The 24,255-nt window shown below is 58.8% G+C and carries 17 protein-coding genes; 10 read left to right on the top strand and 7 right to left on the bottom strand.

Annotated elements, in window-relative coordinates:
• Nucleotides 1-65: 65 nt before the first annotated feature.
• Entirely contained in the window at nt 66-686 is a 621-nt protein-coding gene (gene rlmE, locus ACONT6_RS02830; protein WP_181254106.1) for a 23S rRNA (uridine(2552)-2'-O)-methyltransferase RlmE, read from the bottom strand.
• An 89-nt stretch (nt 687-775) separates the two neighbouring features.
• On the opposite strand from rlmE, the gene yhbY reads away from it, so the two are divergent.
• Entirely contained in the window at nt 776-1,081 is a 306-nt protein-coding gene (yhbY, locus tag ACONT6_RS02825; RefSeq protein ID WP_078084329.1) for a ribosome assembly RNA-binding protein YhbY, read from the top strand.
• 109 nt (nt 1,082-1,190) lie between these two features.
• Here yhbY and ACONT6_RS02820 read toward each other — a convergent pair whose 3' ends face one another.
• From ACONT6_RS02820 to mobA, 6 genes are all read right to left on the bottom strand, one after another.
• The gene (locus ACONT6_RS02820) at nt 1,191-1,964 is read right to left on the bottom strand and encodes a rhamnogalacturonan acetylesterase (RefSeq protein WP_428820324.1); all 774 of its coding nucleotides are present in this window, start codon (nt 1,962-1,964) and stop codon (nt 1,191-1,193) included.
• Nucleotides 1,965-2,031: 67 nt separating this feature from the next.
• Nucleotides 2,032-4,044, bottom strand: coding sequence for a hypothetical protein (locus ACONT6_RS02815; protein ID WP_428820323.1), 2,013 nt, complete (start codon nt 4,042-4,044; stop codon nt 2,032-2,034).
• 159 nt (nt 4,045-4,203) lie between these two features.
• Entirely contained in the window at nt 4,204-5,601 is a 1,398-nt protein-coding gene (pntB, locus tag ACONT6_RS02810) for a Re/Si-specific NAD(P)(+) transhydrogenase subunit beta (protein ID WP_078084332.1), read from the bottom strand.
• Nucleotides 5,602-5,613: 12 nt separating this feature from the next.
• Nucleotides 5,614-7,155, bottom strand: a complete 1,542-nt coding sequence (locus ACONT6_RS02805; RefSeq protein ID WP_428820322.1) for a Re/Si-specific NAD(P)(+) transhydrogenase subunit alpha — start codon at nt 7,153-7,155, stop codon at nt 5,614-5,616.
• Between the two features lie 641 nt (nt 7,156-7,796).
• Nucleotides 7,797-8,633: a molybdate ABC transporter substrate-binding protein gene (gene modA, locus ACONT6_RS02800; RefSeq protein ID WP_428820321.1), complete on the bottom strand. Its 837-nt coding sequence runs from the start codon at nt 8,631-8,633 to the stop codon at nt 7,797-7,799.
• A 76-nt stretch (nt 8,634-8,709) separates the two neighbouring features.
• Nucleotides 8,710-9,333, bottom strand: coding sequence for a molybdenum cofactor guanylyltransferase (mobA, locus tag ACONT6_RS02795; protein WP_428820320.1), 624 nt, complete (start codon nt 9,331-9,333; stop codon nt 8,710-8,712).
• Between the two features lie 369 nt (nt 9,334-9,702).
• Here mobA and ACONT6_RS02790 point away from each other — a divergent pair, with 369 nt between their 5' ends.
• The 9 genes from ACONT6_RS02790 (at nt 9,703) to moeA (ending at nt 24,186) form a co-directional block, all read left to right on the top strand.
• The gene (locus ACONT6_RS02790) at nt 9,703-10,869 is read left to right on the top strand and encodes an alginate export family protein (RefSeq protein ID WP_428820319.1); all 1,167 of its coding nucleotides are present in this window, start codon (nt 9,703-9,705) and stop codon (nt 10,867-10,869) included.
• Nucleotides 10,870-10,874: 5 nt separating this feature from the next.
• On the top strand, nt 10,875-11,465 hold the full coding sequence (locus ACONT6_RS02785; protein ID WP_428820318.1) for an ANTAR domain-containing response regulator: 591 nt from the start codon (nt 10,875-10,877) through the stop codon (nt 11,463-11,465).
• Between the two features lie 48 nt (nt 11,466-11,513).
• Complete coding sequence (locus tag ACONT6_RS02780; RefSeq protein WP_428820317.1) at nt 11,514-12,584, top strand: CmpA/NrtA family ABC transporter substrate-binding protein; 1,071 nt, start codon at nt 11,514-11,516, stop codon at nt 12,582-12,584.
• 494 nt (nt 12,585-13,078) lie between these two features.
• Nucleotides 13,079-14,545, top strand: coding sequence for a NarK family nitrate/nitrite MFS transporter (locus ACONT6_RS02775; RefSeq protein ID WP_428820316.1), 1,467 nt, complete (start codon nt 13,079-13,081; stop codon nt 14,543-14,545).
• A gap of 222 nt (nt 14,546-14,767) precedes the next feature.
• A complete protein-coding gene (locus ACONT6_RS02770) occupies nt 14,768-16,489 on the top strand; it encodes a protein kinase domain-containing protein (RefSeq protein WP_428820315.1) in 1,722 nt (573 codons plus the stop codon).
• Nucleotides 16,490-16,817: 328 nt separating this feature from the next.
• A complete protein-coding gene (gene nirB / locus ACONT6_RS02765) occupies nt 16,818-19,346 on the top strand; it encodes a nitrite reductase large subunit NirB (RefSeq protein WP_428820314.1) in 2,529 nt (842 codons plus the stop codon).
• 220 nt (nt 19,347-19,566) lie between these two features.
• A complete protein-coding gene (nirD, locus tag ACONT6_RS02760; RefSeq protein WP_428820313.1) occupies nt 19,567-19,923 on the top strand; it encodes a nitrite reductase small subunit NirD in 357 nt (118 codons plus the stop codon).
• Nucleotides 19,924-19,958: 35 nt separating this feature from the next.
• Nucleotides 19,959-22,670 (top strand): molybdopterin-dependent oxidoreductase, encoded by a 2,712-nt coding sequence (locus tag ACONT6_RS02755; RefSeq protein ID WP_428820312.1) that lies wholly within the window; start codon nt 19,959-19,961, stop codon nt 22,668-22,670.
• Nucleotides 22,671-22,932: 262 nt separating this feature from the next.
• On the top strand, nt 22,933-24,186 hold the full coding sequence (gene moeA / locus ACONT6_RS02750) for a molybdopterin molybdotransferase MoeA (protein WP_428820311.1): 1,254 nt from the start codon (nt 22,933-22,935) through the stop codon (nt 24,184-24,186).
• Nucleotides 24,187-24,255 lie beyond the last annotated feature (69 nt).

The following is a 24,255-nucleotide window of genomic DNA, read 5'->3' as shown; positions in this document are numbered from 1 at the left end:
GCTTTTACTGCTTCACTTTTACCACACTGGGCGCACTGACCCAAACCGGCGGATCCGGTGCCGGCTCAGCCCTTGAAGCCCTTGGCTACAAGGTAGACTTCACGGGAGCGGGGACGGGATGCACCGGGTTTGCGGGTAACGAGGGTTTGATACTGACTGCGCAGATCGCGGATCAGCTCATCAAATCCTTCGCCCTGGAACACTTTGGCAACAAATCCGCCGCCGGGTTTCAGGACCTGCCGCGCCATATCTACCGCCAGCTCCACCAGATACATGGAGGCCGGCTGATCCACAGCGCGCACTCCACTCATATTGGGGGCCATATCGGAAATCACAAGGTCGGCGCGATCTTCCCCGAGCTTTTCCAGCAGCTCGTTGAAGACTTCCTCCTCGGTGAAGTCGCCCTGGACGAAATCCACACCGGCCAGGGCATCCATCGGCAGTATGTCCGATGCAAGAACCCGGCCTTTGTGGCCGACCAGTTCTGCCGCCACCTGGGACCAGCCCCCGGGTGCAGCGCCAAGATCTACCACCGTCATGCCCGGTTTGATCAGGCGGTCCTTGTCCTGCAGCTCCTGCAGTTTATAGGACGCGCGCGAGCGGTAGCCCTCTTTCTGGGACTGTTTGACGTAGTGGTCGTTAAAATGTTCACGCAGCCAGCGGTGGCTGCTCTTTGATCGGGCCATCAGTTACAATACATCACTAATTTCTGGGGTTGTCCGCGCACGCGCAGAAGATACCCGAGTATGGGTTAAATTTAAGGATGGAGTATTGTATGCCTTTAACAGCCGACCGCAAAAAAGCCTTGCGCGCACGCGGCCACAGCCTCAAGCCAATCGTCACCGTTGCCGACAAGGGACTGACCGAAGGTGTGCTGGAAGAATTGAACCGCGCACTGGAGGATCACGAGCTGATCAAGGTCAAACTGGCGGTCAATGACCGCGATGCGCGCCGCGAGCTGATCACCGAACTGTGCGCACAGAGCAAATCCGAGCTGGTGCAGGAGATCGGCAAGATTGCGCTGATCTTCCGCAAGGCCGGCAAGCCCAACGCCCGCCTGTCCAACCTGCTGCGTCCCTGATCGCCCCGCTGCGGCCATAGACCTGCAACCGGGTCTGGGGCCGGGGCGAGCACTTCATCTGCCCGCCCCTTCTCATCACTTACGCTAGTTTCAGTATTTGAGCGCCAGATCAATACTTGAGCGCTAAATGCTTCGGATCCGGGGTGCGCAGGTGCTTGGTCAGCGGGTGCTCGCGCTTGCGCAGTTCCGCCAGTACCAACTGCGCCACTTCCCGTGCGCCCATGTGGTTCAGATGGGTGTCGTCGCGCACCCCCACCGGATAGTTGGGGTGCAGGCCCGGTGCGATGTGCATAAAGCGCAGCGCGGAGTCACGATCGCCCATGGCCTGGAAGTATTCCCGGGTCACCACTTCCATATCGATGAACTCGACTTTCTCCTGCTTGGCCACTTCCCGCACCAGCGGTGCGTAGGGGTGGGTATGCTTGATCTTGTTATCGCCGTCGAAGTAGCGACGGGTGATCGGTGACATCAGAATCGGCTCGGCGCCGGCCTCGCGCACATCGTTGATGAAACGGGCCAGGTTCGCCTTGTACTGCGCCGGCGTGGTGTAGCGGTCTTTCTTGCTCTCGGATTCATCGTTGTGGCCGAACTGGATGATCACGTAATCGTCGGCCTGCAGCTCGTCCATGATGCCTTTCCAGCGCCCTTCCTCGATAAAGGTGCGCGTGCTGCGGCCATTCATGGCACGGTTTTCCACCTTGATGCCGTCGGCAAAGAACACCGCGAAGGGAACACCCCAGCCGGTTTCCGGGTAGTCCTTGATTTCTTTGATGGACATCGTGGAGTCACCGGCCATAAAGATGGTGGTCTCCGTGTCTGCGGCGAATGCGCCACTGGCGGCAACCAGTGCGCTGGCGGCAGCCCAATGTTTCAAAAACTTCATAACATCTCTCGTCATTGTGGGTGGATTATCTTGTTGTTCATTCACAGCTCGATTCACGTCCCGCCACTCAGAACCGAGTCGGCGGCAGGAAGCTGCGCGGACGCTCGGTGGGCATCGGGATGGCGCGGCTCGGCAGCGGTGCGGCAAAGCGCAGCGGGCCGGATTCGCCGACACAGGCGGGGTTCAGGTTCTGCCCCCAACCCTCTCCGGCACACAGCGCGATGGGGGTAATGGTGCGCAGGTGTGCGTCCGCCTGCGCCCAGGCTTCCGGCAACAGGCCCTGCACCGCGGTGGTGGCGCGCGCGCGAATACGCTCGTCGCCAATACGGCTGCGCTGCCCCTGATACACCTGGTAGTCGTCCGCAGACAGCGGACGGATCGGCATATTGGTCACCGCGATATCCCGCTTGATGCCGTAGCGGAGGCTCATCATGGCCTCCTCGAACAGCATGGCGGTGTCTTCCCAGGGGGTGGTGTAGCTGTAGAAATCATTGGCGCTATCGGGGAAGAAGAATCCGGCCACATCCCCAGGCGTGTAGGACTGCTGCTCCAGGGTGGCTTCGGCACCCCGGTAGCGCACATCCGCCAGGGCATACAGCTCGGGGGACATCGGGCCATAGACCGCGGTCACCGACTCGTTGACGAAAGCGCTGTCGTGGGCCTGGTTGAAGAAAATGTCGTCCGGGTTCAGGCCGCTGTTGATCTTGTCCTGGGACAGGGCGTCGTTAGCGTGCGCCAGCTCGTGGTACAGCAGCGAGCCCAGATCTGCCTCCAGCTCGCTGAAGTTGCGGCTGAAGCGGTCCGCCGGATAGTAGTAAGAGAAGGCGTAGGTGTTGTTTTTAACGTAGCGCCAGGGGGTCACGAAGTTGAGCGCGGAACCGAAGCCGCTGCGGTAGTCCGGCTGCTCGTTGATCACATCGCGCTCTTCCGGGGTCAGCCAAAGGCTCTCGGGGTCGAGATAGATGGCGCCGGTGAGCGACCAGTAAAACGACGGGCGCACATCGCTGGAGATCACCACCGCGGTGGTGGCGCGCAACAGGCGCGCAAAATCATCGTGGGGATCCAGTTCGCTCAGGAAGCGCTCGAAACGCGCGCCCATCCAGTCGTGGGAAACCAGCACGTGATCCATGATCTGGTCCACGGTGGGCGCACTGCTTTCCATACCGATGGCGGGAAGATCGCGCAGGGTGCACAGGCTCTCGTCCACCAGCTGATTGGAATAGACGCAGTCCGCCAGATAATCCCGGTAGGGGCTGTCTGCGCGGTAGGTATACACACTGTTCAGGGGCGAACTTTTTGCACAGTAGTCGCCGTCGCCATCACAGAAGTATTCGCTGGTCACCTCCGGGCGGTCCTGCACCACCACATAGGCGATATCGCTGAATGAGCCGGCGCTGGTGGTCAGGGTGCCCTCGAACACCAGCACCTGGTCACCGGCGACCTCCGGGGCGGTAACGAATAGCAGCGGCTGGCCGGAGTCGTCCTCGCTCAGCTGAGCGGTGGGGCCGGACAACTGCCGAAACTCCCACGACGGATTGGTGCCACTGGACGTACTGGCATTCAGGCGCAGGGAAAAGTCCGCGCCCTCGCTCACCGAGCGGTCCGCGCGCAGCTGGACCTGGGTGCCGCTGTTGGCTGCAGACGCAACAGAGATATCGAAGGTTGCAGTGTGCTGCTCCCCCAGGGGATTGCTGGCGGTGAGCTGGAAACTGTACTGGCCGCTGAACACCGCATCGAAGCTGATACCCGCGGAGCCATTACCCGCGAGGGGCTCGACGTTTGGCCCGGACAACTGCTCCCACACGAAGCGGTTGTAGCCCTGCTCGGTGAGGCTCGCCACCACCCCCACGGAATCCCCCGCCTGCGCATTTTCATCGCCAGTCAGGGTCAGCACCGCCGGTGCCTGATTGATGGGAGGGGGTGTGATACCGGTATCTCCATCATCTGAACCACCACCTCCGCCACCACCGCAGGCGGTCAGCGTGGAGAGTGCGGAGATCGCAAGAATTCCCAGGGGAAGACGGAGTGGATTTTTTAACGCGCTGAGGCGGGAAAACGAGTATCGGGATACGGTTGCCATGTTCAGATCTTTTTATAGTTGGTGCTCTGATGGCATAGGTTACCACCGGCCTGACCAATGGGCGAGACTCTCTACCGGCACCTGTACAGGCCTGACGGGCATAAAAAAACGGCCCCTCGCGGGGCCGTTTCCGGGCTGTGCGTTACCGTCCCGAGAGCATCAGGCCGGGTTCAGCTTGCCGAGGACACTCTGCAGGCTGTCTTTGGCGTCGCCGAACAGCATGCGGGAGTTGTCTTTGTAGAACAGCGGGTTGGCAACGCCGGCGTAACCGGAGGCCATGGAGCGCTTCAGCACCACCACTTTGCCTGCCTTCCACACTTCCAGTACCGGCATGCCGGCGATGGGGGAGCCGGGCTTCTCCACCGCGTCCGGGTTGACGGTGTCGTTGGCACCGATCACCAGTACCAGATCGGTTTCCGGGAAGTCGTCATTGATCTCTTCCATCTCCAGCACGATGTCGTACGGCACGTTGGCTTCTGCCAGCAGTACGTTCATGTGTCCGGGCAGACGGCCCGCTACCGGGTGGATACCGAAGCGCACGGTCTTGCCGGCCTTGCGCAGCTTGTCAGTGAGGTCGCTCACCGCCTGCTGGGCGTGGGCCACTGCCATACCGAAGCCGGGTACGATCACGATGCTCTTGGCCGCTTTCAGGTCGTCCGCCAGCTCGTCGTGGGTGGTGGCAACCGCTTCACCCTCTTCCTCGCCATCGGAGGAGGCAACGGCGCCGTCGGAACCGAAACCGCCCAGGATCACGCTGACGAAGGAACGGTTCATACCGCGACACATGATGTAGCTGAGGATGGCACCGGAGGAGCCAACCAGGGCACCGATCACGATCAGCAGGTCATTGCTGAGCATGAAACCAGTGGCCGCCGCAGCCCAGCCGGAGTAGCTGTTCAGCATGGAGATCACTACCGGCATGTCGGCACCGCCGATCGCGGCGATCAGGTGGATACCCAGCAGCAGCGCGATACCGGTCATCACCAGCAGGTTGATGATGGTGGCGTTGCTCACATCCGCCGGGATGAACTGGGCGCCCAGTACCACACAGATCACCAGAGCGATCAGGTTCAGCCAGTGGCGCGCCGGCAGCATCAGTGGTTTACCGGAGATCAGCCCCTGCAGTTTGCCGAAGGCAACGATGGAACCGGTCAGGGTGATGGCACCGATAAATACGCCGATGAAGATCTCGGAGTTGTGCACGATGTGCGCCGCACCTTCGAGATTGATGCGCGGATCCAGGTAGCCGCCCCAGCCGATCAGCACGGCGGCGAGACCGACAAAGCTGTGCAGCAGGGCAACCAGCTGCGGCATGGCAGTCATTTCTACCTTGCGCGCCAGGTGGATACCGATCACCGCACCCACGCCCATGGCGATGGCCACAGGCAGGTAAGCACCGGAAGTGATACCGGCCACGGTGGCGATGATGGCAACAGCCATACCCACCATTCCGTAGTAGTTGCCGCGTCTCGCGGTCTCGTGGGTAGACAGTCCGCCGAGGCTCAGAATGAACATCACCGCGGAGAACAGATAAGCCATGGAAATTACACTATTCATGTCTGTTTCTCCTTAGCGACGGAACATTTTAAGCATGCGGTGGGTAACGAAGAACCCGCCGAATATGTTGATACTGGCAAACAGTACCGCGATGAATGCCATGACGGTGACAAGGAAGGAACCGGTGGCCCCCACCTGCAACAGCGCACCGATGATCACGATGCCGGAAATGGCATTGGTCACACTCATCAGCGGAGTGTGCAGGGCGTGGGATACGTTCCAGATCACCTGCCAGCCGATAAAGATGGACAGTACAAACACGGTGAAGTGGGCAACAAAGTCCGCCGGTGCGGATTTACCCAGGGCCAGCAACAGTGCACCGGCCACGGCCCAGAAGGCCACCAGGGACAGCGGTGAAGATTTCTTCTCCGGCTTGGGCTCTACTTCAATCTGCGGCTCCGGCTTTTTCTGCGGCGGTGCGGCAGAAATTTTCGGCGCGGGCGGCGGCCAGGTGATTTCACCTTCCTTCACCACGGTGGCGCCACGGACCGCTTCGTCCTCGAAGTTGATGACGATCTCGCCGTTCTTCTCCGGTGTCATGTCGGTCAACAGGTGACACAGGTTGGTGGCGTACAGGGTGGAGGACTGGGTAGCCGCGCGGCTCGCCAGATTGGTGTAACCGAGGATGGTCACGCCGCTCTTGACGACCTTCTTGTCCGCTTCGGTAAAGTCACAGTTACCGCCCATTTCCGCGGCCAGGTCCACCACCACGGAACCGTCGGCCATGGTTTCCACCATGTCCGCCAGCCACAGCTTCGGCGCCGGCTTGCCGGGGATCAGTGCAGTGGTGATGACAATGTCCACTTCCTTGGCCTGCTCGCGGAACAGGGCCATTTCGGCGTCGATAAACTCTTTCGACATCTGCTTGGCGTAGCCGCCAGTGCCGGAGCCATCCTCTTCGATCTCCACGGTGAGGAATTCCGCCCCCATGGACTCCACCTGCTCGCGCACTTCCGGGCGGGTGTCGAAGGCGCGCACGATGGCACCCATGCTTTTCGCGGTACCGATGGCGGACAGGCCCGCAACACCGGCGCCGATGACCAGCACCTTGGCCGGCGGGATCTTGCCCGCGGCAGTGATCTGGCCGGTAAAGAAACGGCCGAACTCGTGGGCCGCCTCGATCACCGCGCGGTAGCCGGCGATGTTGGCCATGGAGCTCAACGCATCCATTTTCTGTGCGCGGGAAATTCGCGGAATGGATTCCACGGCCAGCGCGTTGATGTTTTTGTCCGCCAGCTTCTTCAGCAGCGCTTCGTTCTGCGCCGGCTTGAGGAAGGCCACCAGGGTGGCGCCGCTGGGGATCAGGTCCAGCTCCGTGTCATTGGGCTGCTGTACTTTCAGTACGATGCCCGCCTGGCTCAGGCACTCTGCTGCGTTGGCACACAGCTTGGCCCCGGCCTGCTCGTATTCCGCATCGGGGAAGCTGGCTGCCTCACCGGCCCCCTGTTCGATGACAACATCAAAGCCCAGCGCCTGTAAGCGCTTTACGCTGGCTGGCGATGCCGCGACCCGCGCCTCGCCCGGCGCGGTCTCCTTTGGTATGGCAATAATCACCGTTTGTGCTCCCGTTTTTAAAATTGTCATTGTTATAAAAGTTTATAAAGCTCTGAAAATGAGCCGACCCGATTTTCCGGGTCAATTGTGTACCGCTGACATTTAATCCCGATTAACACATCCCGTCATCAGGATTATCTGATTTTGGCGTGAAAGCGGTCCCCTCCGGAAAAAAAATTTTTCCCGGAAAAACTAAATCCGTTTCGGTAGGACGATGAATTAAAGAGAATAAATAAGGCCAACGGAAATAGAGGATTCTTATTACTCGTTTAGCGTATTTTTATTGAAAATGCCGAAAATCGGTTAAAAAACAGTGGATTAAGTTACACGAGTAACGAAAAACCGCAGGAGAAAGCTGACTTTAGTGACATTTAGTCAAATTTAACTGCAAGTGAGAGCAAGCTGCTCGAATAGAAAAATTACCGAAAAAATACCCGCACAGATTCATATAAAAGATTATTTAATTAACTATTCCAAACAGTTTCTATTTAATCGCGAAAATAATAACGCTTTGATATGGGAATAATTCAGCATTGGAATAGGTAACAATTAAAACCATTTATGGTTATTCATTAAATTGGAGTTAATTGAAACCTTTTCTATTGAAACTGGTTGTTTAGCGTACGACTTTCCCTTCGATTTTACCGAGCGCCAGCAGACGAATCTTCTGCTGCCAGAAAACCCAGATCGGCCAGTTGCTTCTGCACCGCATCCGAACGCAGGTATTGCAGCAGACGGATCGCCAGGGCGCGCTCACGGGTGCTGCGCAAAATAACCATCTGCTGGTGAATCGGTGGATAGAAGTGCGCGGGAATCCGCATGAACTGCCCGCGGCTGCCGGTGGCCAGGGCCTGCCCGTAGGGGATCAGCCCCATATCCCCCTGCCCCTGGTGCAACAGGATCTTGGCGTGGCCCGCGTGCCCCGCATAGATCACCCGCCCGCGCATGCGCGGCCACAGGCGCAGCTTCTTGAGCATTTTTACCGCGGCATCGCCGTCCGGAGCCAGTTGCGGGTCCGCCACCACCACTTTGTGCTTGCCGCGCCCCAGCAGCAGAATCAACTGCCGCGGAGTGAGCGCAGTGTCGGTGCGCGCGAGCTTTGCGCTGAGGGTGGAAAAACCGGAGGATTTATCGGTGGAGATTTCGCGGCTGACCCACAGGGCCAGCTGGCCGCGGGCATAGGTCTGGCGGCTTGCGGGTACCGTCAGCCCGGCCTTTTCCAGCAGCACCGGGCGCGCCGTATCGGCGGAGAGAAACAGGTCGAAAGGTTCTCCGGCGCGGATCTGTCCATACAGCAAGCCGCTGGCACCGGCGGTTACGCGCAGCCTGCAGTTGCAATCGGCCTCGAATCCCTGGCGCAATGCTTCTACCGCCGGATGGAAACTCGCGTCCACCGCCAGCTTGAGTTCCGGAGGCTGGCGCAGGCCGCAGCCGCCGAGCAGCAACAGCAGAGCGCACATCATTAACCGCGTTGCCATGGACAAATACCTCCCTGTCCCGGAACCCTGATTCGTAGCCCCCTGCGCCCCCGCCTTGATGAGAAGAGGCTATCCCCTAGCGCGCCAGGCGCTGAAAGTCCTCCGGCCGGTTGACGTTCAAATGCCAGTCCCCAGCGGGTACCGGCAACTGCATACAGCCGATATAGCCATACAGCGCGCGTATGGAGGCGATGGCATTGCCCTGGGCTGCGGCGTCGAGATACCGCCTGCAGCGATCGTCCAGCGGCAGCCAGCAGGGCAGGTAAAACTCTCCGAAACACACCGCCTGCTCCACCGCCTGCCCGGCGGCACACAATTGTTGCAGCAGCGCGGGGCTCAATAGCGGCATATCCACCGGGATCACCAGCAGGGCGTCACAGGAGATTTCCCACTCCTGCAGGTGTGCAGCCACAGCCTGCAGGCCACCCAGCGGCCCCGCTGTCGGATACCGGTCCGCCACGCCACCAGGGCGGGTGCCACTGACCAGCGTGGCCAATCGCTCGACACCTTGCGGCAGGGTGAACGTCTCCAGTACCTCTTTGGCCTGCTCTAACAGAGTGTGCCCATTGGATAATTTTAGCAGTGCCTTGTCTTTTCCCATGCGACTGGACAATCCGCCAGCCAGTACCACCGGACAAACACGCTTGCCCACCGCTTGCCGACTGCCCTGCCCGCTGGAAAATTCAGAGTTCACGGTCATCTGATTTACATCTTTCCTGTACAACCCGGGGCGCGCCCAGGGCACACCCGCAGCAATTTAGCCGCGCCAATTTTCGCACCATTACGACGCATGATTACACCAATCCGCACCTGAAGTGTGCGGTCCGGCGCCACACAGTGCACCACTTTTACTGGCGCGGCCACAGTTTTACCAGTCTCAGCTAGATTGGAATCAATTGGTACGAGTTTTGATTGTATAAATGCCATTGGCAAAGAAGCCCGGCAACACAATCAGTGTCGCCGGGCTTTTTTTATGCCCATGGAAAGTATCCGGGAGAATGTCATGCCTTCAAGCTCCAAAAGAGCACTGCATACTACTGTACACACTTTATCCGCTAGCGCAGTTCTCATGTGTACGGCCCCGTACCTCGTGTTTGCCGACGACAATGTGGTACAGAACGCCGGGGATATGATCCGCGAAAGCACCTTCAACCTGAATTTCCGCCCGCGCTATGAACACGTGCGCGATGTGGCCTTCCCCCACCACGCCACCGCGGGCACCCTGCGCAGCCGCGCCACCTGGACCAGCGGCCGCTGGGACGGCTGGGAGTTTCTGCTGGAAGGCGACAATGTCACCTATATCAGCAGCGAAAAATTCAACAATACCGAAAACGGCAAAACCCGGTACCCGGTGATCGCCGATCCGGACTACAGCGAAATGAATCGCGCGCAGGTCAGCTATGCGCTGGAACAGGGAATATTCACTGTGGGCCGCCAGCGCATCAACTACGACGACCAGCGCTTTATCGGCGGGGTGGGCTGGCGCCAGAACGAACAGACTTACGACGCATTCCGCGCCGAGTGGGACTTTAACGACAGGCTGTCCCTCGATTACACCTATTCGTGGAATGTGAACCGAATCTTCGGCCCTGACGGCGCCGACGGTAACCTGGGCGGCCCGGTCAATGCACTGGACGTCGATTACAAGATCCGCCCCAACCAAACCCTGAAAGGTTTCATCTACAGCCTCGACTTCCACGAGCAGGAACAGCTCGCCAGTGCCACCGTTGGCCTGGAGTGGGCGGTGGATTGTGACACCTTCCGCTGGCACCTTCGCGCCGCCACCCAGAGTGATATTGGCCGCAACCCCTACGACTACCGGGCGGAGTATTACAACGCGGAATTCGGTACCAAGCCGGTACAAAAGTACAAGTTAACCGGTGTTGTGGGAACGGAGTGGCTGACGGGCGACGACCAGTGGGCGTTCCAGACGCCGCTGGCCACCCTGCACAAATTCCAGGGCTTTGCCGACAAGTTCCTGACCACGCCGGTAGACGGCATCCGCGATTACTACGCTGGCGGCTCAGTCGTTGTCTCTGGCATCAAGATTGCAGCGAAGGTACATAAATTCTATAGCGATCGCGACAGCCGGGAGTACGGCAATGAACTCGACCTGGTAGCGACCTATTCCATAACAAAAAATATCGGCCTGCTCGCCAAATATGCCACGTACGATGCTGACGATTTCAGCAGCGATACGGACAAATTCTGGCTGCAGTTCGAACTGAAGTTCTAAGAGCGATGACGACGACACCCATTAGTATTCTGCTGGTCGACGACCAGCCAGAGCGCGCCGCTATGGTGGGCGAGCAGCTGAGCGCTGCCGGCTACAAACTGCTTGCGCAACTCTCCAGTGCCGAGGGCCTGCTGTTTCAGGTAGAGCGACACCGGCCGGATATCGTGCTGATCGATATCGAATCCCCCGACCGCGACATTCTCGAGAGCCTCTCGGTCATCAACCAGCACAACCCCACACCCGTGGCGATGTTTTCCGCCCGCGGCGGCGCCGAGTTCATCACCAGTGCGGTGGAGGCCGGGGTCAGCGCCTATATGGCAGAGGGGCTATCCGCAGAGCGGGTCGCGCCGGCGATCGAAATTGCCATGGCCCAGTTCCGCAGTTACCAGCACCTGCGCCAGTCCCTGCAACGCACCCAGCAGCAGCTGGATGAGCGCAAGATTATCGAACGCGCCAAGGGCCTGCTGATGGCGCGCAAGAACATCAGCGAACAGGCGGCGCACCAGACACTTCGCACCCTGGCCATGAACAGCAACTCCACCATGCGCAACGTGGCGGAGCAGATAGTCGCGCACCTGCAGACACCGACGAAATAACGTGCGGCCCGCGCCAATTAATAAATGAAAGAATTCGAGAGTAAAACCGTGAGCAGCCTGCAAGCAGAAAAGCCCAACCTGAAACTCCTGTACCTGCGCCTGACCGACAGCGCGCCCCTGATCATCGCCCACGAATTGGGCTTTTTCGAGCGCTACGGCCTGCGGGTCGAGCTGCAGCGAGAAACCTCCTGGGCTACCCTGCGCGACAAGCTGATCGGCGGTGCCGCCGATGCCGCGTCCATTCTCGCCCCCATGCCACTGACCCTGGAGCAGACCCTGCCCCACTGTGACGAGCAACTGCTCAGTGGCCTGATCCTGAGCTGTAACGGCAACGCCATTACCCTGTCGCACTCTCTGTACGAAGTCCTCGGCAATCACCCCGAAGGCACCGGCGCCGCACTCAAGGCCCACCTGGACAAGCGCGACACGGCTGCCAAACCGTTGACCTTCGCCAGCGTGTACCCCTTCGCCAGCCACACCCTGCAGTTACGCCACTGGCTGTCCAGCGCCGGTATCAACCCCGATGGCGATGTGCGTATCGTGGTACTGCCGCCGGAGCAGATGGTGGATCACCTGCGTCGCGGGGATATCGATGGTTTCTGTGTGGGGGAACCCTGGAATACGCTGGCGGTACAGGAAGAGATCGGCGTCATCGCTACACCGAGCAACACGCTGATGCCCACCATGCCGGAAAAGGTACTGGCGGTGACCCGCAGCTGGCACGAGGCCAACCCGGCAACCCACCTGGCACTGCGCGCCGCCTTGCTCGAAGCCTGCGCCTGGCTGTGCGACCGCAGCCAGCGCCGGGATGCCGTGGCCATTCTCGCGCGCCCGGAATATCTGGATCTGCCCGCGGCCACCATCGCCGCTTCCCTGGATGACGAACTGGTGGCACCGGGTGGACAGACACCGAGCAAAAACCCCGGCTGGCACGTGTTCGCCAACCCCACCACGGAACACGGCCGACCCACCGAAAAGAAGGCCCGCGAACTACTCGCACTGTGCAACGAAATTGCGCCGACCGATGACAATAGCGCGGAGCTGTTCCGCTCAGACCTGTATCAGCAGACTCTGGATTTTATCCGTCACAAAACGCCGCATCAGACTCGCACCGTTTAATTTTTGCCCGGAGGGGCACAGCGCCGCTGCACGACCGGAGTGCACCAGTCTGTACCCCGGCGCACAGGAAAACCCAAAACAGGGCAGTTGTACGGACCTGGCGCACCAGTTGGTGCGCAGTCAAATACCTCAATGTCGCCATTTTCATCTCCGGCGTGATTGCGCCCCAATAAATACTGGGTCTACGCACCAGTTTCTCCCAGGTGCCCAGATATGGCACAGAACTTGAATAACAAATAGGGAGACCGCCACAAATATTGCGCGGCACCAAAAAACGAAATAGCGGACAACGAAGTCCACCGGCAACAGCCCAGCTGTGCCCGTGGGCTTTTTTTATGCCCGCATGGCAGGTGGCTGATGAGAGAGAGTTAACAAAGCGAGTATCAGAAACCGCGTTCAACTCCCCGCTGTTAAGCCTGTTGGAGATGGGACTCCCGATGTGGGAAGCGCCCTTTTCTCTCAGGTCAGAAATTCATAACTAACGGGATAAGTCCATGTCCAGTGATTCAATAAATCTGTTTTCCTTCACGGGAAAGATCCGGGTGCTGCACCTGACCTGGATTGCTTTCTTTATTACCTTCTTTGCCTGGTTCAACCATGCGCCGCTGCTGATGGCCATTGCCGACAGCCTGTCGCTGACCTCTGAGCAGGTAAAAACCCTGTTGATCCTGAACGTGGCGCTGACCATTCCCGCGCGGGTCATCATCGGCATGCTGACGGACAAGTACGGCCCGCGCCTGACTTACTCCCTGCTGCTGGCAATTGGCAGTATTCCCTGTTTTATCTTCGCGCTGGCAGACAGCTTTATGGCGGCAGCCATTGGCCGTTTCCTGCTGGGATTTATCGGTGCGGGCTTTGTCATCGGTATCCGCATGGTATCCGAGTGGTTCCCGGCCAAGCAGCTGGGTACCGCGGAGGGAATCTACGGTGGCTGGGGCAACTTCGGTTCCGCCGCTGGCGCCATGACCCTGCCGACCATCGCTCTGCTGTTTGGCGGTGAAGACGGCTGGCGCTATGCGATCGGTATCACCGGTGTGATTGCGCTGGTATACAGTGTGATTTACTACCGCTCGGTAACCGATACTCCGAAGGGCGGCACTTACTTCAAGCCGAAAAAAATCGGCGGCATGGAAGTTTCCAGTCCTTCGGACTTCGTGCTGTTGTTGATCATGAAGCTGCCGATGTACGCGGCGCTGGCGCTGCTGACCTGGAAGCTTTCTCCAAGCGGTGTGGGCATGCTGGCGCAGCCGGTGGCTATCGCGATTTATGTTTCACTTGTGGCGCTCTACGCTTTCGATGCGAAGAAGTGTTACGACATTAATAAAGAAGTGTTTGTGAAGCTGCCGGATCCGATGCACCGCTACAAGTTCAAGCAGGTTGCGGTGCTGAACATTCTCTACTTTGCCACTTTCGGTTCTGAGCTGGCGGTAATTTCGATGCTGCCGCTGTTTTTCTCGGAGACGTTTACGCTGGATCCGGTGAAGGCGGGTCTGCTGGCTTCCGCTTATGCATTTATGAACCTGATGTCCCGTCCGGCGGGCGGTCTGATCAGTGACCGTTTTGGGCGCAAGAGTACGCTGCTGATCCTGACGGCGGGCCTGGCGGTTGGTTACCTGACCATGAGCATGATCAATTCGGAGTGGCCATTGTATCTGGCGGTGGCCGCGGCGATGGCTTGTTCTTTCTTCGTTCAATCTGGTGAGGGGGCGGTGTTTGCAGTGGTGCCGCTGATCAAGCGCCGCCTGACCGGGCAGATTGCGGGGATGACCGGTGCTTACGGTAATGTGGGTGCGGTGTTTTACCTGACTGTTCTTAGCATGGTTTCTTACGAGACCTTCTTCCTGGTGATTGCGTGTACTGCGGTACTGGGCTTTGTTACCTTGCTGTTCCTGGAAGAGCCGGAAGGCCAGATGGCGGAAGTCATGCCGGATGGAAGTGTTTCTTTGATTGATGTCGCCTGAGTAATCTTAAGCGGTCCCCTGAATTTCAGGGTACCGCTAGTTGGTTACCGGGCGCGCTACGCCGATAAAGGGTTCCGAGACACGCCGTAAACCCATCCCTGGGGGCTCTGCAAAAACATCCTGTTTTTGAAGGTCTCGAAACCCTTTATCGGCGCATCGCTTAACTTCGAATCCCATACTGTTACCGACACTACTTTGAACCAAACCTGCGAAACCACCATCGTGTCAAATTCCGATCTTCAGGCTTCCAACTCTGAAATCCTGGAATTCGCCACCGCTACCGACTGCGGCCCGCGCGCATATAACGACGATGCGGTGGCCGTGTATCGGGCCACCGGCAGTGATCGACGTTATCGCGGTTCACTGGCGGCGATTGCCGATGGTGTCGGTAGCGCGGAGGCTGGAGGGGCTGCGGCGCGGGCGGCAATCAGTGGGTTTATTTCCGACTACTACAGCACGCCGGATTCCTGGTCGGTAAAGCAGGCGGCGGCGCGGGTATTGCACGCGCTGAACGGTTGGTTGTACCGGCAGAGTGGTGGTGCGGATGAAGTGCAGCGCGGCTGGTTGACGACCTTTTCCGCGGTGGTGTTGAAGGGGGCTACGGCGCACCTGATTCATATCGGTGACTCGCGGATCTATCGTCTGCGCGAGGGCAAGCTGGAGTGCCTCACCCGGGATCACAGTCGTGCGCTGGGGCCGGGGCGGACTTTTCTGAGCCGGGCGCTGGGGATGGATGCGCATATCGAGGTGGATTACCGGCGGGAGCCACTGCAGGCGGGCGATCTGTACTGTGTGACGACGGACGGGATTCACGATTTCCTGCCGCAGGCGCAATTTGCAGAGATTCTTTCCACCCATGGAATGCAGGCGGCGCAGCCGCTTATTGCCGCGGCGCTGGATAATGGCAGCGCGGATAATCTGAGCCTGGCGCTGTGCCAGGTGAATGCGCTGGAGTCCCAGGGCACTGATGACCTGATGCTGGCCACTGGCGACCTGCCCTTCCCTCCTCCCCTGCAGCCCGGCAACAAGATCGAGGGGTACGAGGTACTACAGGAGTTGCACTCGAGCAGTCGCAGTTATCTGTATCTGGTTCGGGATATGGAATCCCAGGAGCTGCGCGCGCTCAAGGCGCCTTCGGAAAACTACTCTGACGACCCGGCCTATATAGAGCGTTTTATTGCGGAGGAATGGACCGGGCGCAGGCTGGAGCATCCGGCGGTGGTCAAGGTGTTTCCGCCGCGCAAGGACCGCAAGTTTCTCTACCACATCATGGAATATGTGGACGGCCAGAACCTGCGTCAGTGGATGCAGCTGAATCCGGAGCCGCCACTGGATCAGGTGCGCAATCTGGTACAGCAGCTGGTGAGCGCGTTGCGCCGTCTGCAGCGGCTGGAGATTGTGCACGGTGACCTCAAGCCGGAAAACATCATGGTGGATAGTGATGGGCGGCTGAAGCTGATCGATCTCGGCGGCGCAAATGCGGCGGGCCTGCAGGAGCTGCTTCGTTATCAGGATAGCGCACCGCCGGGCAGCAAAAATTATTGCGCACCGGAATACTTTATGGGGGACGCGGCCAGTCATCGTTCCGATATCTTTTCCCTCGGGGTGATCGCCTACGAGCTGCTGACCGGTCACTATCCTTATAAGGAACGCTTTGGCAGCAGTCACTACCACCTGAAAAGCTACGCCAATATGCGTTACCGCAGCGCACAGCAGCACCGGGATGATCTGCCGGATTGGATCGACGGTGCCCTGCGTCGCGCCTGCGCACCGGATCCGAAAAACCGCTACCCGGCGTTGTCGGAGTTCGTGCACGATCTCAGCACACCGAATAGCAGGTTCATCAATCGTGAAAAGCCGCCGCTGATGGAACGCAACCCCCTGCTGTTCTGGCAGGTAGTGGCCGCGCTGGCGATCCTGTCGCACCTTTTGTACTTCCTGTAACCGCCCAGCTGCGCCCACGTGCCAACTTGGGGCGCAAACTCTAAATCCGCACCAATTTGTCGCACCCAATCCCGAAAAATATTTAACAGCCTGCACAAACCCTGTGGTTTCCCTGTGCCTGGCGGTCTTCCGCAAGTTGGCACAGAGATTGAATGTTATTTGTCACAATCCGAAATTCTTTTAGCAAGGCAACGGCGCCTGACACTCTTCGACAGAAGAGGGGACGCCCGTGCAGCCTTCCGCTATCCCGGCCCACCCCGCTTTCCTTCTGTCGCGAATGTCAGGAACCAGTACCTGGTACCAGACTTAGTTAAATACGGCAGAGATCATGGTTAAGCAAAAAATCGTCGTCATCGGCAACGGCATGGTGGGTCACCACTTCCTCGAGCAACTGGCAAACCGTCCCGAACGGGAAATGTTCGACGTGCTGGTATTCTGTGCCGAACCCCGCCCCGCTTACGACCGGGTTCACCTCTCTGAATACTTCGGCGGCCGCACCGCAGACGACCTGGCCATGGGCAAGGTTGAGCAGTACCGGGAGTGGGGCTACGACCTGCGCCTGAACGATGCCGCCGTCAGCATCGACCGCGAGGCCAAGGTAATCACTTCTGCGAGCGGTGCCTCCGAGTCTTACGATCATCTGGTTCTCGCCACCGGTTCCTATCCGTTTGTTCCGCCGATCCCCGGCCACGAACACGACAAGTGCTTTGTTTACCGCACCCTGGAAGATCTGGACAAAATCCAGGCCGCAGCCAAAAACGGCAAGGTGGGTGTTGTGGTCGGCGGTGGCCTGCTGGGTCTGGAAGCAGCCAACGCTCTGAAGCAGCTGGGCCTGGAAGCCCACGTGATCGAGTTTGCCCCGGGCCTGATGTCGGTACAGCTGGACGAAGGCGGTTCAAAACTGCTGCGCGAAAAAATTGAAGAGCTGGGTGTGACTGTGCACACCAGCACAGCCACCGAACTGATCGAAGAAGTGGACGGTGGTCGTCTCCGTATGAACTTCAAGGGCGACAAATCCCTGGACACCGACCTGATCGTGTTCTCCGCCGGTATCCGCCCGGAAGACAAGCTGGCCAACTCCGCCGGCATCGAGCTGGGCGAGCGCGGCGGTATCATGATCGACAACCACTGCCGTACTTCCGACAAGAATATCTTCGCCATCGGCGAGTGCGCCCTGTTCGACAACCGTATTTTCGGTCTGGTTGCACCGGGTTACACCATGGCGCGTACCGCGGTATCCCTGCTATGCGGTGAAGCCGCGGAGTTTAACGGCGCCGACATGAGCACCAAGTTGAAGCTGCTGGGTGTGGATGTCGGTTCCATCGGCGATGCCCACGGCCGCGCGGAAGGTTCTGCGGCAATCACTTTTGTGGATGAGCAGACCGGCGTTTACAAGCGCATGATCACCGACAGCGAAGGCAAGAAACTGCGCGGTGCGGTGCTGGTGGGTGACACCGAAGATTACGATACCCTGCTGCAATACCACCTGAACGATATGGATCTGCCGGAGCACCCGGAACAATTGATCCTGCCTTCCCTGGACGGCGCGGCGCCGGCACTCGGCGCAGATGCACTGCCGGCTACTGCCACCATCTGTTCCTGTCACAACGTGAGCAAGGGCGACATTGTCGGTGCGGTGCAAGGCGGCTGCTGTTCACTGGGCGATGTGAAAGATGCGACCAAGGCATCCACCGGTTGTGGTGGCTGTGCGGCGCTGCTGAAAAATGTGGTGGATACGGAGCTGGCGGCGCTGGGTGTAGAGGTCAACAACGACCTGTGCCCGCACTTCCCTTACACCCGCCAGGAAATTTTCCACATGGTGCAGGTGGAGGAGATCAAAACCTTCGATGAGCTGCTGCACAAACACGGTTCCGGCAAGGGCTGCGAGATCTGTAAACCCACTGCGGCATCCATTTTTGCTTCCCTGTGGAATGAACATATCCACAAGAAGCCGCACGTTGGCCTGCAGGATACCAACGATACCTTTATGGCAAATATGCAGAAAAACGGTACCTACTCTGTGGTGCCGCGTATTGCCGGCGGTGAGATCACGCCTGAAAAACTGATTGTGCTCGGTGAGGTGGCGAAGAAATACGACCTGTATACCAAGATTACCGGCGGCCAGCGTATCGATCTGTTCGGGGCGCGCCTGGAGGAGCTGCCGGAGATCTGGCGCGAGCTGACCGATGCGGGCTTCGAGACAGGCCACGCTTATGGCAAGTCTTTGCGTACCGTTAAGTCCTGTGTGGGCAGTACCTGGTGTCGCTTCGGGGTGCAGGACAGTGTGGGCATGGCCCTGACGGTGGAGAACCGCTACAAGGGTTTGCGTTCGCCGCACAAGATCAAGATGGCGGTTTCCGGTTGTACCCGTGAGTGTGCGGAGGCCCAGAGTAAAGATATCGGGGTGATTGCCACTGAGAACGGCTGGAACCTGTATGTATGCGGTAACGGCGGTATGCGTCCGCGTCACGCGGATCTGTTTGCGACGGATCTGGATGATGTGACGCTGATTAAATATATCGACCGGGTGTTGATGTTCTATGTACGCACGGCGGACAAGTTGCAGCGTACTTCGGTGTGGCTGGAGAACCTGGAAGGTGGCCTGGATTACCTGCGTGAGGTGGTGATCGAGGACAAGCTGGGTATCTGTGAGGAGCTTGAGCGCCAGATGGGCAATGTGGTTGGCACTTACCAGTGTGAGTGGAAAACCGCGATCAACGATCCGGAGATGCTGAAGCGCTTCCGCCAGTTTGTAAACACCGACGAAAAAGACGAGAAGATCGTGTTCGTGGAAGAGCGCAAGCAGCGCCGCCCGGCCACCCAGGACGAAATCGTCAAGATTGCAGAGCCGGCCTAGTTTTTTTCAGGCCCGGTGGCGGCTAAGTTGCGGGTGCGGGTTTTCAGGACCGCTGTGAATACATCCCTGTAAGCTGTGTCGGCGACATCCCTGTCGCCGACGCTCCTGAAAACCCGCACCCGCAACTTAGCCTTCGCATCAAAGATCTGATGCTTGAACAAACAATGAATTTAACGATTTTCACCACCTTACTCTTTCCATACAAATGTGGAGAACCAGAATGAGCGAAGTTGCCATAACCCGCGCCGAATGGCTGCAAGTCTGCAAGCGATCAGATCTTGTAGCTAATTCCGGAGTGTGCGCTCTTGTGGGCGATCGTCAGATTGCCCTGTTTTTTTTACCCGACCAGGAACCCCAGCTGTACGCAATCGATAACTGGGATCCTATTGCTAACGCCGGTGTGATCGGCCGCGGCATTGTGGCGGAGATTGACGGTGCGCTGACCGTGGCTTCGCCGTTGTACAAGCAGCATTACCGCCTGACCGATGGTCAGTGTCTGGAGGAGGAGGACATCAAGCTGGATTCCTTCCCGGTCGCGTTTGAAGGCGACGATGTGCTGATCCAGATCGATCAGTAAGCCCAGTAGAAAATTACAAAAGTAAGCAGTGAAAGATGGCTTTAACAGAACTGTTCTCGGCGCGTAAGTCCTGCACTACCTGCCCTTACTGTGGTGTGGGCTGCGGGGTTGCTGCGACGCTGGAGTCGCAGCCCGCTGGTGGAGAGAGTGGTGAGGCGGTGATTCGTATTCAGGGAGATGAGCAGCATCCCGCGAACAAGGGCAAGCTGTGTGTCAAAGGGTCCTCCCTGGCCGATACCCTGGGCAACCACGGACGTCTGTTAAAGCCGCGCCTGCACGGTGAGGACTGTGACTGGGACACGGCGCTGGATTATGCGGCGTCGCGTTTTCGGGAAACGATCGAGGAGCACGGGCCGGATTCGGTGGCGTTTTATCTTTCCGGGCAGTTGCTGACGGAGGACTATTACGTTGCCAACAAGCTGATGAAGGGTTTTATCGGCTCCGGCAATGTGGATACCAATTCCCGCCTGTGCATGTCCTCTGCAGTGGCTGCGTACAAGCGCGCGCTGGGTGCAGATGCGGTGCCGTGTAATTACGAGGATCTGGACGAGGCGGAGCTGGTGGTGCTGATCGGTTCCAACGCCGCCTGGACCCATCCGATTCTGTTTCAGCGTATGCAGGCCGCAGAAGCCAAGCTGGTAGTGGTGGACCCCCGCGGCAGTGCTACCAGTGAAATGGCGGATATGCACCTGGCGATTACACCCGGGAGTGATGCTGCGCTGTTTAACGGGCTACTACATTACCTGACCGAGTTCGGTGCGCTGGATCAGGCGTTTATCGACAACCATACGGAAAACTTTACCGAAACCCTCTACGCAGCGGCGGAGTGGACGCCAGAAAAGGTGGCAGACTACTGCAGCGTGGAGCTGGATCAGCTACTGGCATTCTACGAGCTGTTCCGCGGCACGGAAAAAACCGTGAGTTTCTATTCACAGGGCGTGAACCAGTCCAGTACCGGCACCGACAAGAACAATTCCATTATCAACTGTCACCTGGCCACCGGACGTATCGGCAAGCCGGGCTGTGGTCCCTTCTCTATCACCGGTCAGCCCAATGCCATGGGCGGACGCGAGGTGGGTGGCCTGGCGAATATGCTCGCCGCGCATATGGATTTTACCGAGGAAAACATCGACCGTGTGGGCCGCTTCTGGAACGCCAGTAACATGGCCCAGGGTCCCGGGCTCAAGGCGGTGGAGCTGTTCGATGCGGTGGACAGCGGCCAGATCAAAGCGGTGTGGATCATGGCCACCAATCCGGCGGTAAGTATGCCGGATGCGCGCAAGGTGGCCGCGGCACTAAAAAAATGCCCTACGGTGATTGTGTCCGACTGTGTGGCGGATACCGATACCGCGCGCTGTGCCGACCTGCTGTTGCCGGCAACCACATGGGCCGAGAAAACCGGCACCGTCACCAATTCCGAGCGCCGAATTTCCCGTCAGAAAGGTTTCCTGCCGAAACCGGGTGAAGCGCGGCACGACTGGGAAATTGTGTGCGATGTGGCAAAGCGCCTCGGCTACGGCGAGGCTTTCGACTATCGTGGCCCGGCAGATATTTTCCGCGAGCACGCCGCCCTCTCCGGTTTCGAGAACAATCGCGAGCAGGCGCGGCGCGCCTTTGATATTTCCGCACTGGCGAATATAAGCGATCAGGAATACGACTTTTTCACTCCGGTACAGTGGCCGGTCAACGCTACCAATCCCGATGGCACGGCGCGCCTGTTTGCCGATGGCGATTTCTATACCCCCAGTGGCCGCGCGCGCTTCGTGGCCGTGAGCCCGCAGTGCCCGAAACAGGAAACCCGCGACGAATACCCGCTGGTATTGAACAGTGGCCGTTTGCGCGACCAGTGGCACACCATGACCCGCACCGGACGCGCGCGCAAACTACTCGACCACAGCGAAGCGCCTGAGGTACACGTGCACCCGGACGAAGCGCAGAAATTTGGCATAGAGGACGCACAGCTGGTGCGCGTGGAAAGTGAAAAAGGCCAGTTTTTCGGTCGCGCCCGCGTTACCGCCAGCCAGAAACCCGGACAGTTGTTTGCCCCGATCCACTGGAGCGACAGCCTCGCCCACAACGCCACCGTCAGCGCCCTGGCGCTTCCGTTTACTGATCCCGTTTCCGGCCAGCCGGAGCTGAAGCAGTTCGCGGTAAATATCGCTCCGCTCAATGCCCACAGCTACGCCTGCCTGCTACTGCGCACGCAGACCGCGGATGAATTCCACAGCCGCCTGCAGGCCGGCGACAAGCTGTTGCGGGAAACCATCCTGCATTGGTACCGGGTACCGGTGGAAGGCGGTTACCGGTTCGAGCTGGCACTCAGCCGGCAGCCGGACTGGCAGGCGATTGCCGACCACCTGTTTGCCCTGCACGGTAAACAGTTGAATCGCCAGCGGCTGCAGCTGCCCAGTGGCGAACGCTGGTTGCTTTACAGCGAGCAGATGGAACTGCTGGTATTCACCACCGCCGACTGGCAGACATTGCCCGACCGCAAGACCCTGGAAGACGCCCTGCAAAACCCCCTGCCGGAAATGCCCGCGCAACTCTTGCAGAACGTTCCCGCCGGCGCGCAGATGGTATGTACCTGCCTGCAGGTTTCGCGCAAGGAAATCGAGGCAGCCATTGCAGACGGCGCGGCCAGTGTGGATGAATTGGGAGAACTGCTGGGTTGCGGTACCAACTGTGGTTCCTGCAAACCAGAGATCTCTGCGTTGCTGAATACAAATCTTGCGGTGGCGGTCGGCTAACGCGAGAACCTCCTGCTAAACCCGACACAGCAATACTTTGATGTGCAGGTAAAGTGTCGGATATGGGTTTTCGAAAGCGTCGGCGACAGGGATGTACTTGTGGCGGTTTCGAAAACCCATACCCGGCGCTTTACCGCCCCACCACCAGTCAAGCACGCACCACTGAATCCGAGAGATGTCATGAAGTGCTGCCGCACACTTGGCAAACCAACCCCTCCCCGGCTATCTTCTCAGCAAACTTAGAAGAAATAAGGCAATATCAATGACCGATGCCTGTGCGGAAAATGGCCTGCGATCCGTAGAAGTTGCCAAGCAGATGCTGATCGACAGTATCCATCCGATTACTGCGACCGAAACCATTCCTTTGGGCCAGGCCACCGGCCGAGTTCTCGCCGAACCGGTACTGGCGGCACTCGATCTTCCCCCCTGCGATAATTCCGCCATGGATGGTTACGCCCTCTGCGGTGAGCACGATAGCTACACCGTCATCGGCAAGAGCCTCGCCGGCCACCCTTTTGCTGGCGCCCTGTCATCAGGCCAGGCCACCCGCATCACTACCGGCGCCGCGGTACCGGAAGGCGCGGACAGGGTCCAGATGCAGGAAAACTGCACACTGGACGGCGACCAGCTCACCATGAGCCGCCCCGCCAGGCCCGGCGAGAATATTCGTCGCCGGGGTGAGGATGTTCATATCGGGCAGAGTCTTGTTCCGGTAGGCTCCAGAATCAAAGTCCCCCACATCGCCCTGCTCGCCGGCGCGGGTGTGGCTGAAGTCACGGTGCTGCGCAAACTCAAGGCCGCCCTGCTGTCCATCGGGGATGAGCTGAAACCCATTGGCACACCGGCTTCGGAATTGGGTGATGGGGATATTTACGATAGCAATCGCATTGCGTTGCAGGCTGCACTGGAGCAGCTGGATGTGGAGATCCTCGATCTGGGCTGCTGGCCAGATCAGCCAGATAAAATTCGCGAGGCGTTTATTCAGGCGCGGGACAATGCCGACTTTGTGATTACCAGCGGTGGTGTCTCCGTGGGCGAGGCGGACTTTACCAAAACTGTTTTGCAGGAACTGGGTGAAATCGGTTTCTGGAAACTCGCCATCAAGCCGGGCAAACCCTTCGCCTTTGGCCGCCTGCCCAAGGCCGACGGAGAAACCCTGTTCTTCGGTCTGCCCGGCAACCCGGTTTCCGCGATTGTTACGTTTGATCAATTGGTTGTTCCCGCACTGGAAAAACTGCGCGGCACCTCAGACCAATTCCGCCAGCCACCACTGCAGATCCGCGCGCGCTTGCTGAACAATATCCGCAAGAAGCCCGGACGCACAGATTTTCAGCGGGGTTTCACCTATCGCGATGAAGATGGCCTACAGGTTGTAGGCACTCGCGGTATTCAGGGAAGCCATATCCTTTCTGGCTTTGCTGAAGCGAACTGTTTTGTCGTACTGCCTCGGGAGGGTAGCGACTGTGAGACCGGGGACTGGGTGACTGTGGAGCCCTTTTCTGCTCCTCTTAAGTAGTTCTGGTAGGTAATTTGGGTTACGGGGTCCCATGTAAGCGAGTTTGGTGGCGGCAAATCACCGGGTACA

The organism is Microbulbifer sp. MCCC 1A16149 (assembly GCF_050368945.1).
Taxonomy (GTDB): domain Bacteria; phylum Pseudomonadota; class Gammaproteobacteria; order Pseudomonadales; family Cellvibrionaceae; genus Microbulbifer.
The sequence above is the reverse complement of the archived record's forward strand: the minus strand, read 5'-3'. Positions and strand labels throughout refer to the sequence as shown.

Excerpts from the sequence above, each read along its gene's own strand:
- rlmE (WP_181254106.1), bottom strand. The coding sequence starts at position 686 with ATGGCCCGATCAAAGAGCAGCCACCGCTGGCTGCGTGAACATTTTAAC.
- yhbY (WP_078084329.1), top strand. The coding sequence starts at position 776 with ATGCCTTTAACAGCCGACCGCAAAAAAGCCTTGCGCGCACGCGGCCAC.
- ACONT6_RS02820 (WP_428820324.1), bottom strand. The coding sequence starts at position 1,964 with ATGAAGTTTTTGAAACATTGGGCTGCCGCCAGCGCACTGGTTGCCGCC.
- ACONT6_RS02815 (WP_428820323.1), bottom strand. The coding sequence starts at position 4,044 with ATGGCAACCGTATCCCGATACTCGTTTTCCCGCCTCAGCGCGTTAAAA.
- pntB (WP_078084332.1), bottom strand. The coding sequence starts at position 5,601 with ATGAATAGTGTAATTTCCATGGCTTATCTGTTCTCCGCGGTGATGTTC.
- modA (WP_428820321.1), bottom strand. The coding sequence starts at position 8,633 with ATGGCAACGCGGTTAATGATGTGCGCTCTGCTGTTGCTGCTCGGCGGC.
- mobA (WP_428820320.1), bottom strand. The coding sequence starts at position 9,333 with ATGACCGTGAACTCTGAATTTTCCAGCGGGCAGGGCAGTCGGCAAGCG.
- ACONT6_RS02790 (WP_428820319.1), top strand. The coding sequence starts at position 9,703 with ATGTGTACGGCCCCGTACCTCGTGTTTGCCGACGACAATGTGGTACAG.
- ACONT6_RS02785 (WP_428820318.1), top strand. The coding sequence starts at position 10,875 with ATGACGACGACACCCATTAGTATTCTGCTGGTCGACGACCAGCCAGAG.
- ACONT6_RS02775 (WP_428820316.1), top strand. The coding sequence starts at position 13,079 with ATGTCCAGTGATTCAATAAATCTGTTTTCCTTCACGGGAAAGATCCGG.
- nirB (WP_428820314.1), top strand. The coding sequence starts at position 16,818 with ATGGTTAAGCAAAAAATCGTCGTCATCGGCAACGGCATGGTGGGTCAC.
- nirD (WP_428820313.1), top strand. The coding sequence starts at position 19,567 with ATGAGCGAAGTTGCCATAACCCGCGCCGAATGGCTGCAAGTCTGCAAG.
- ACONT6_RS02755 (WP_428820312.1), top strand. The coding sequence starts at position 19,959 with ATGGCTTTAACAGAACTGTTCTCGGCGCGTAAGTCCTGCACTACCTGC.
- moeA (WP_428820311.1), top strand. The coding sequence starts at position 22,933 with ATGACCGATGCCTGTGCGGAAAATGGCCTGCGATCCGTAGAAGTTGCC.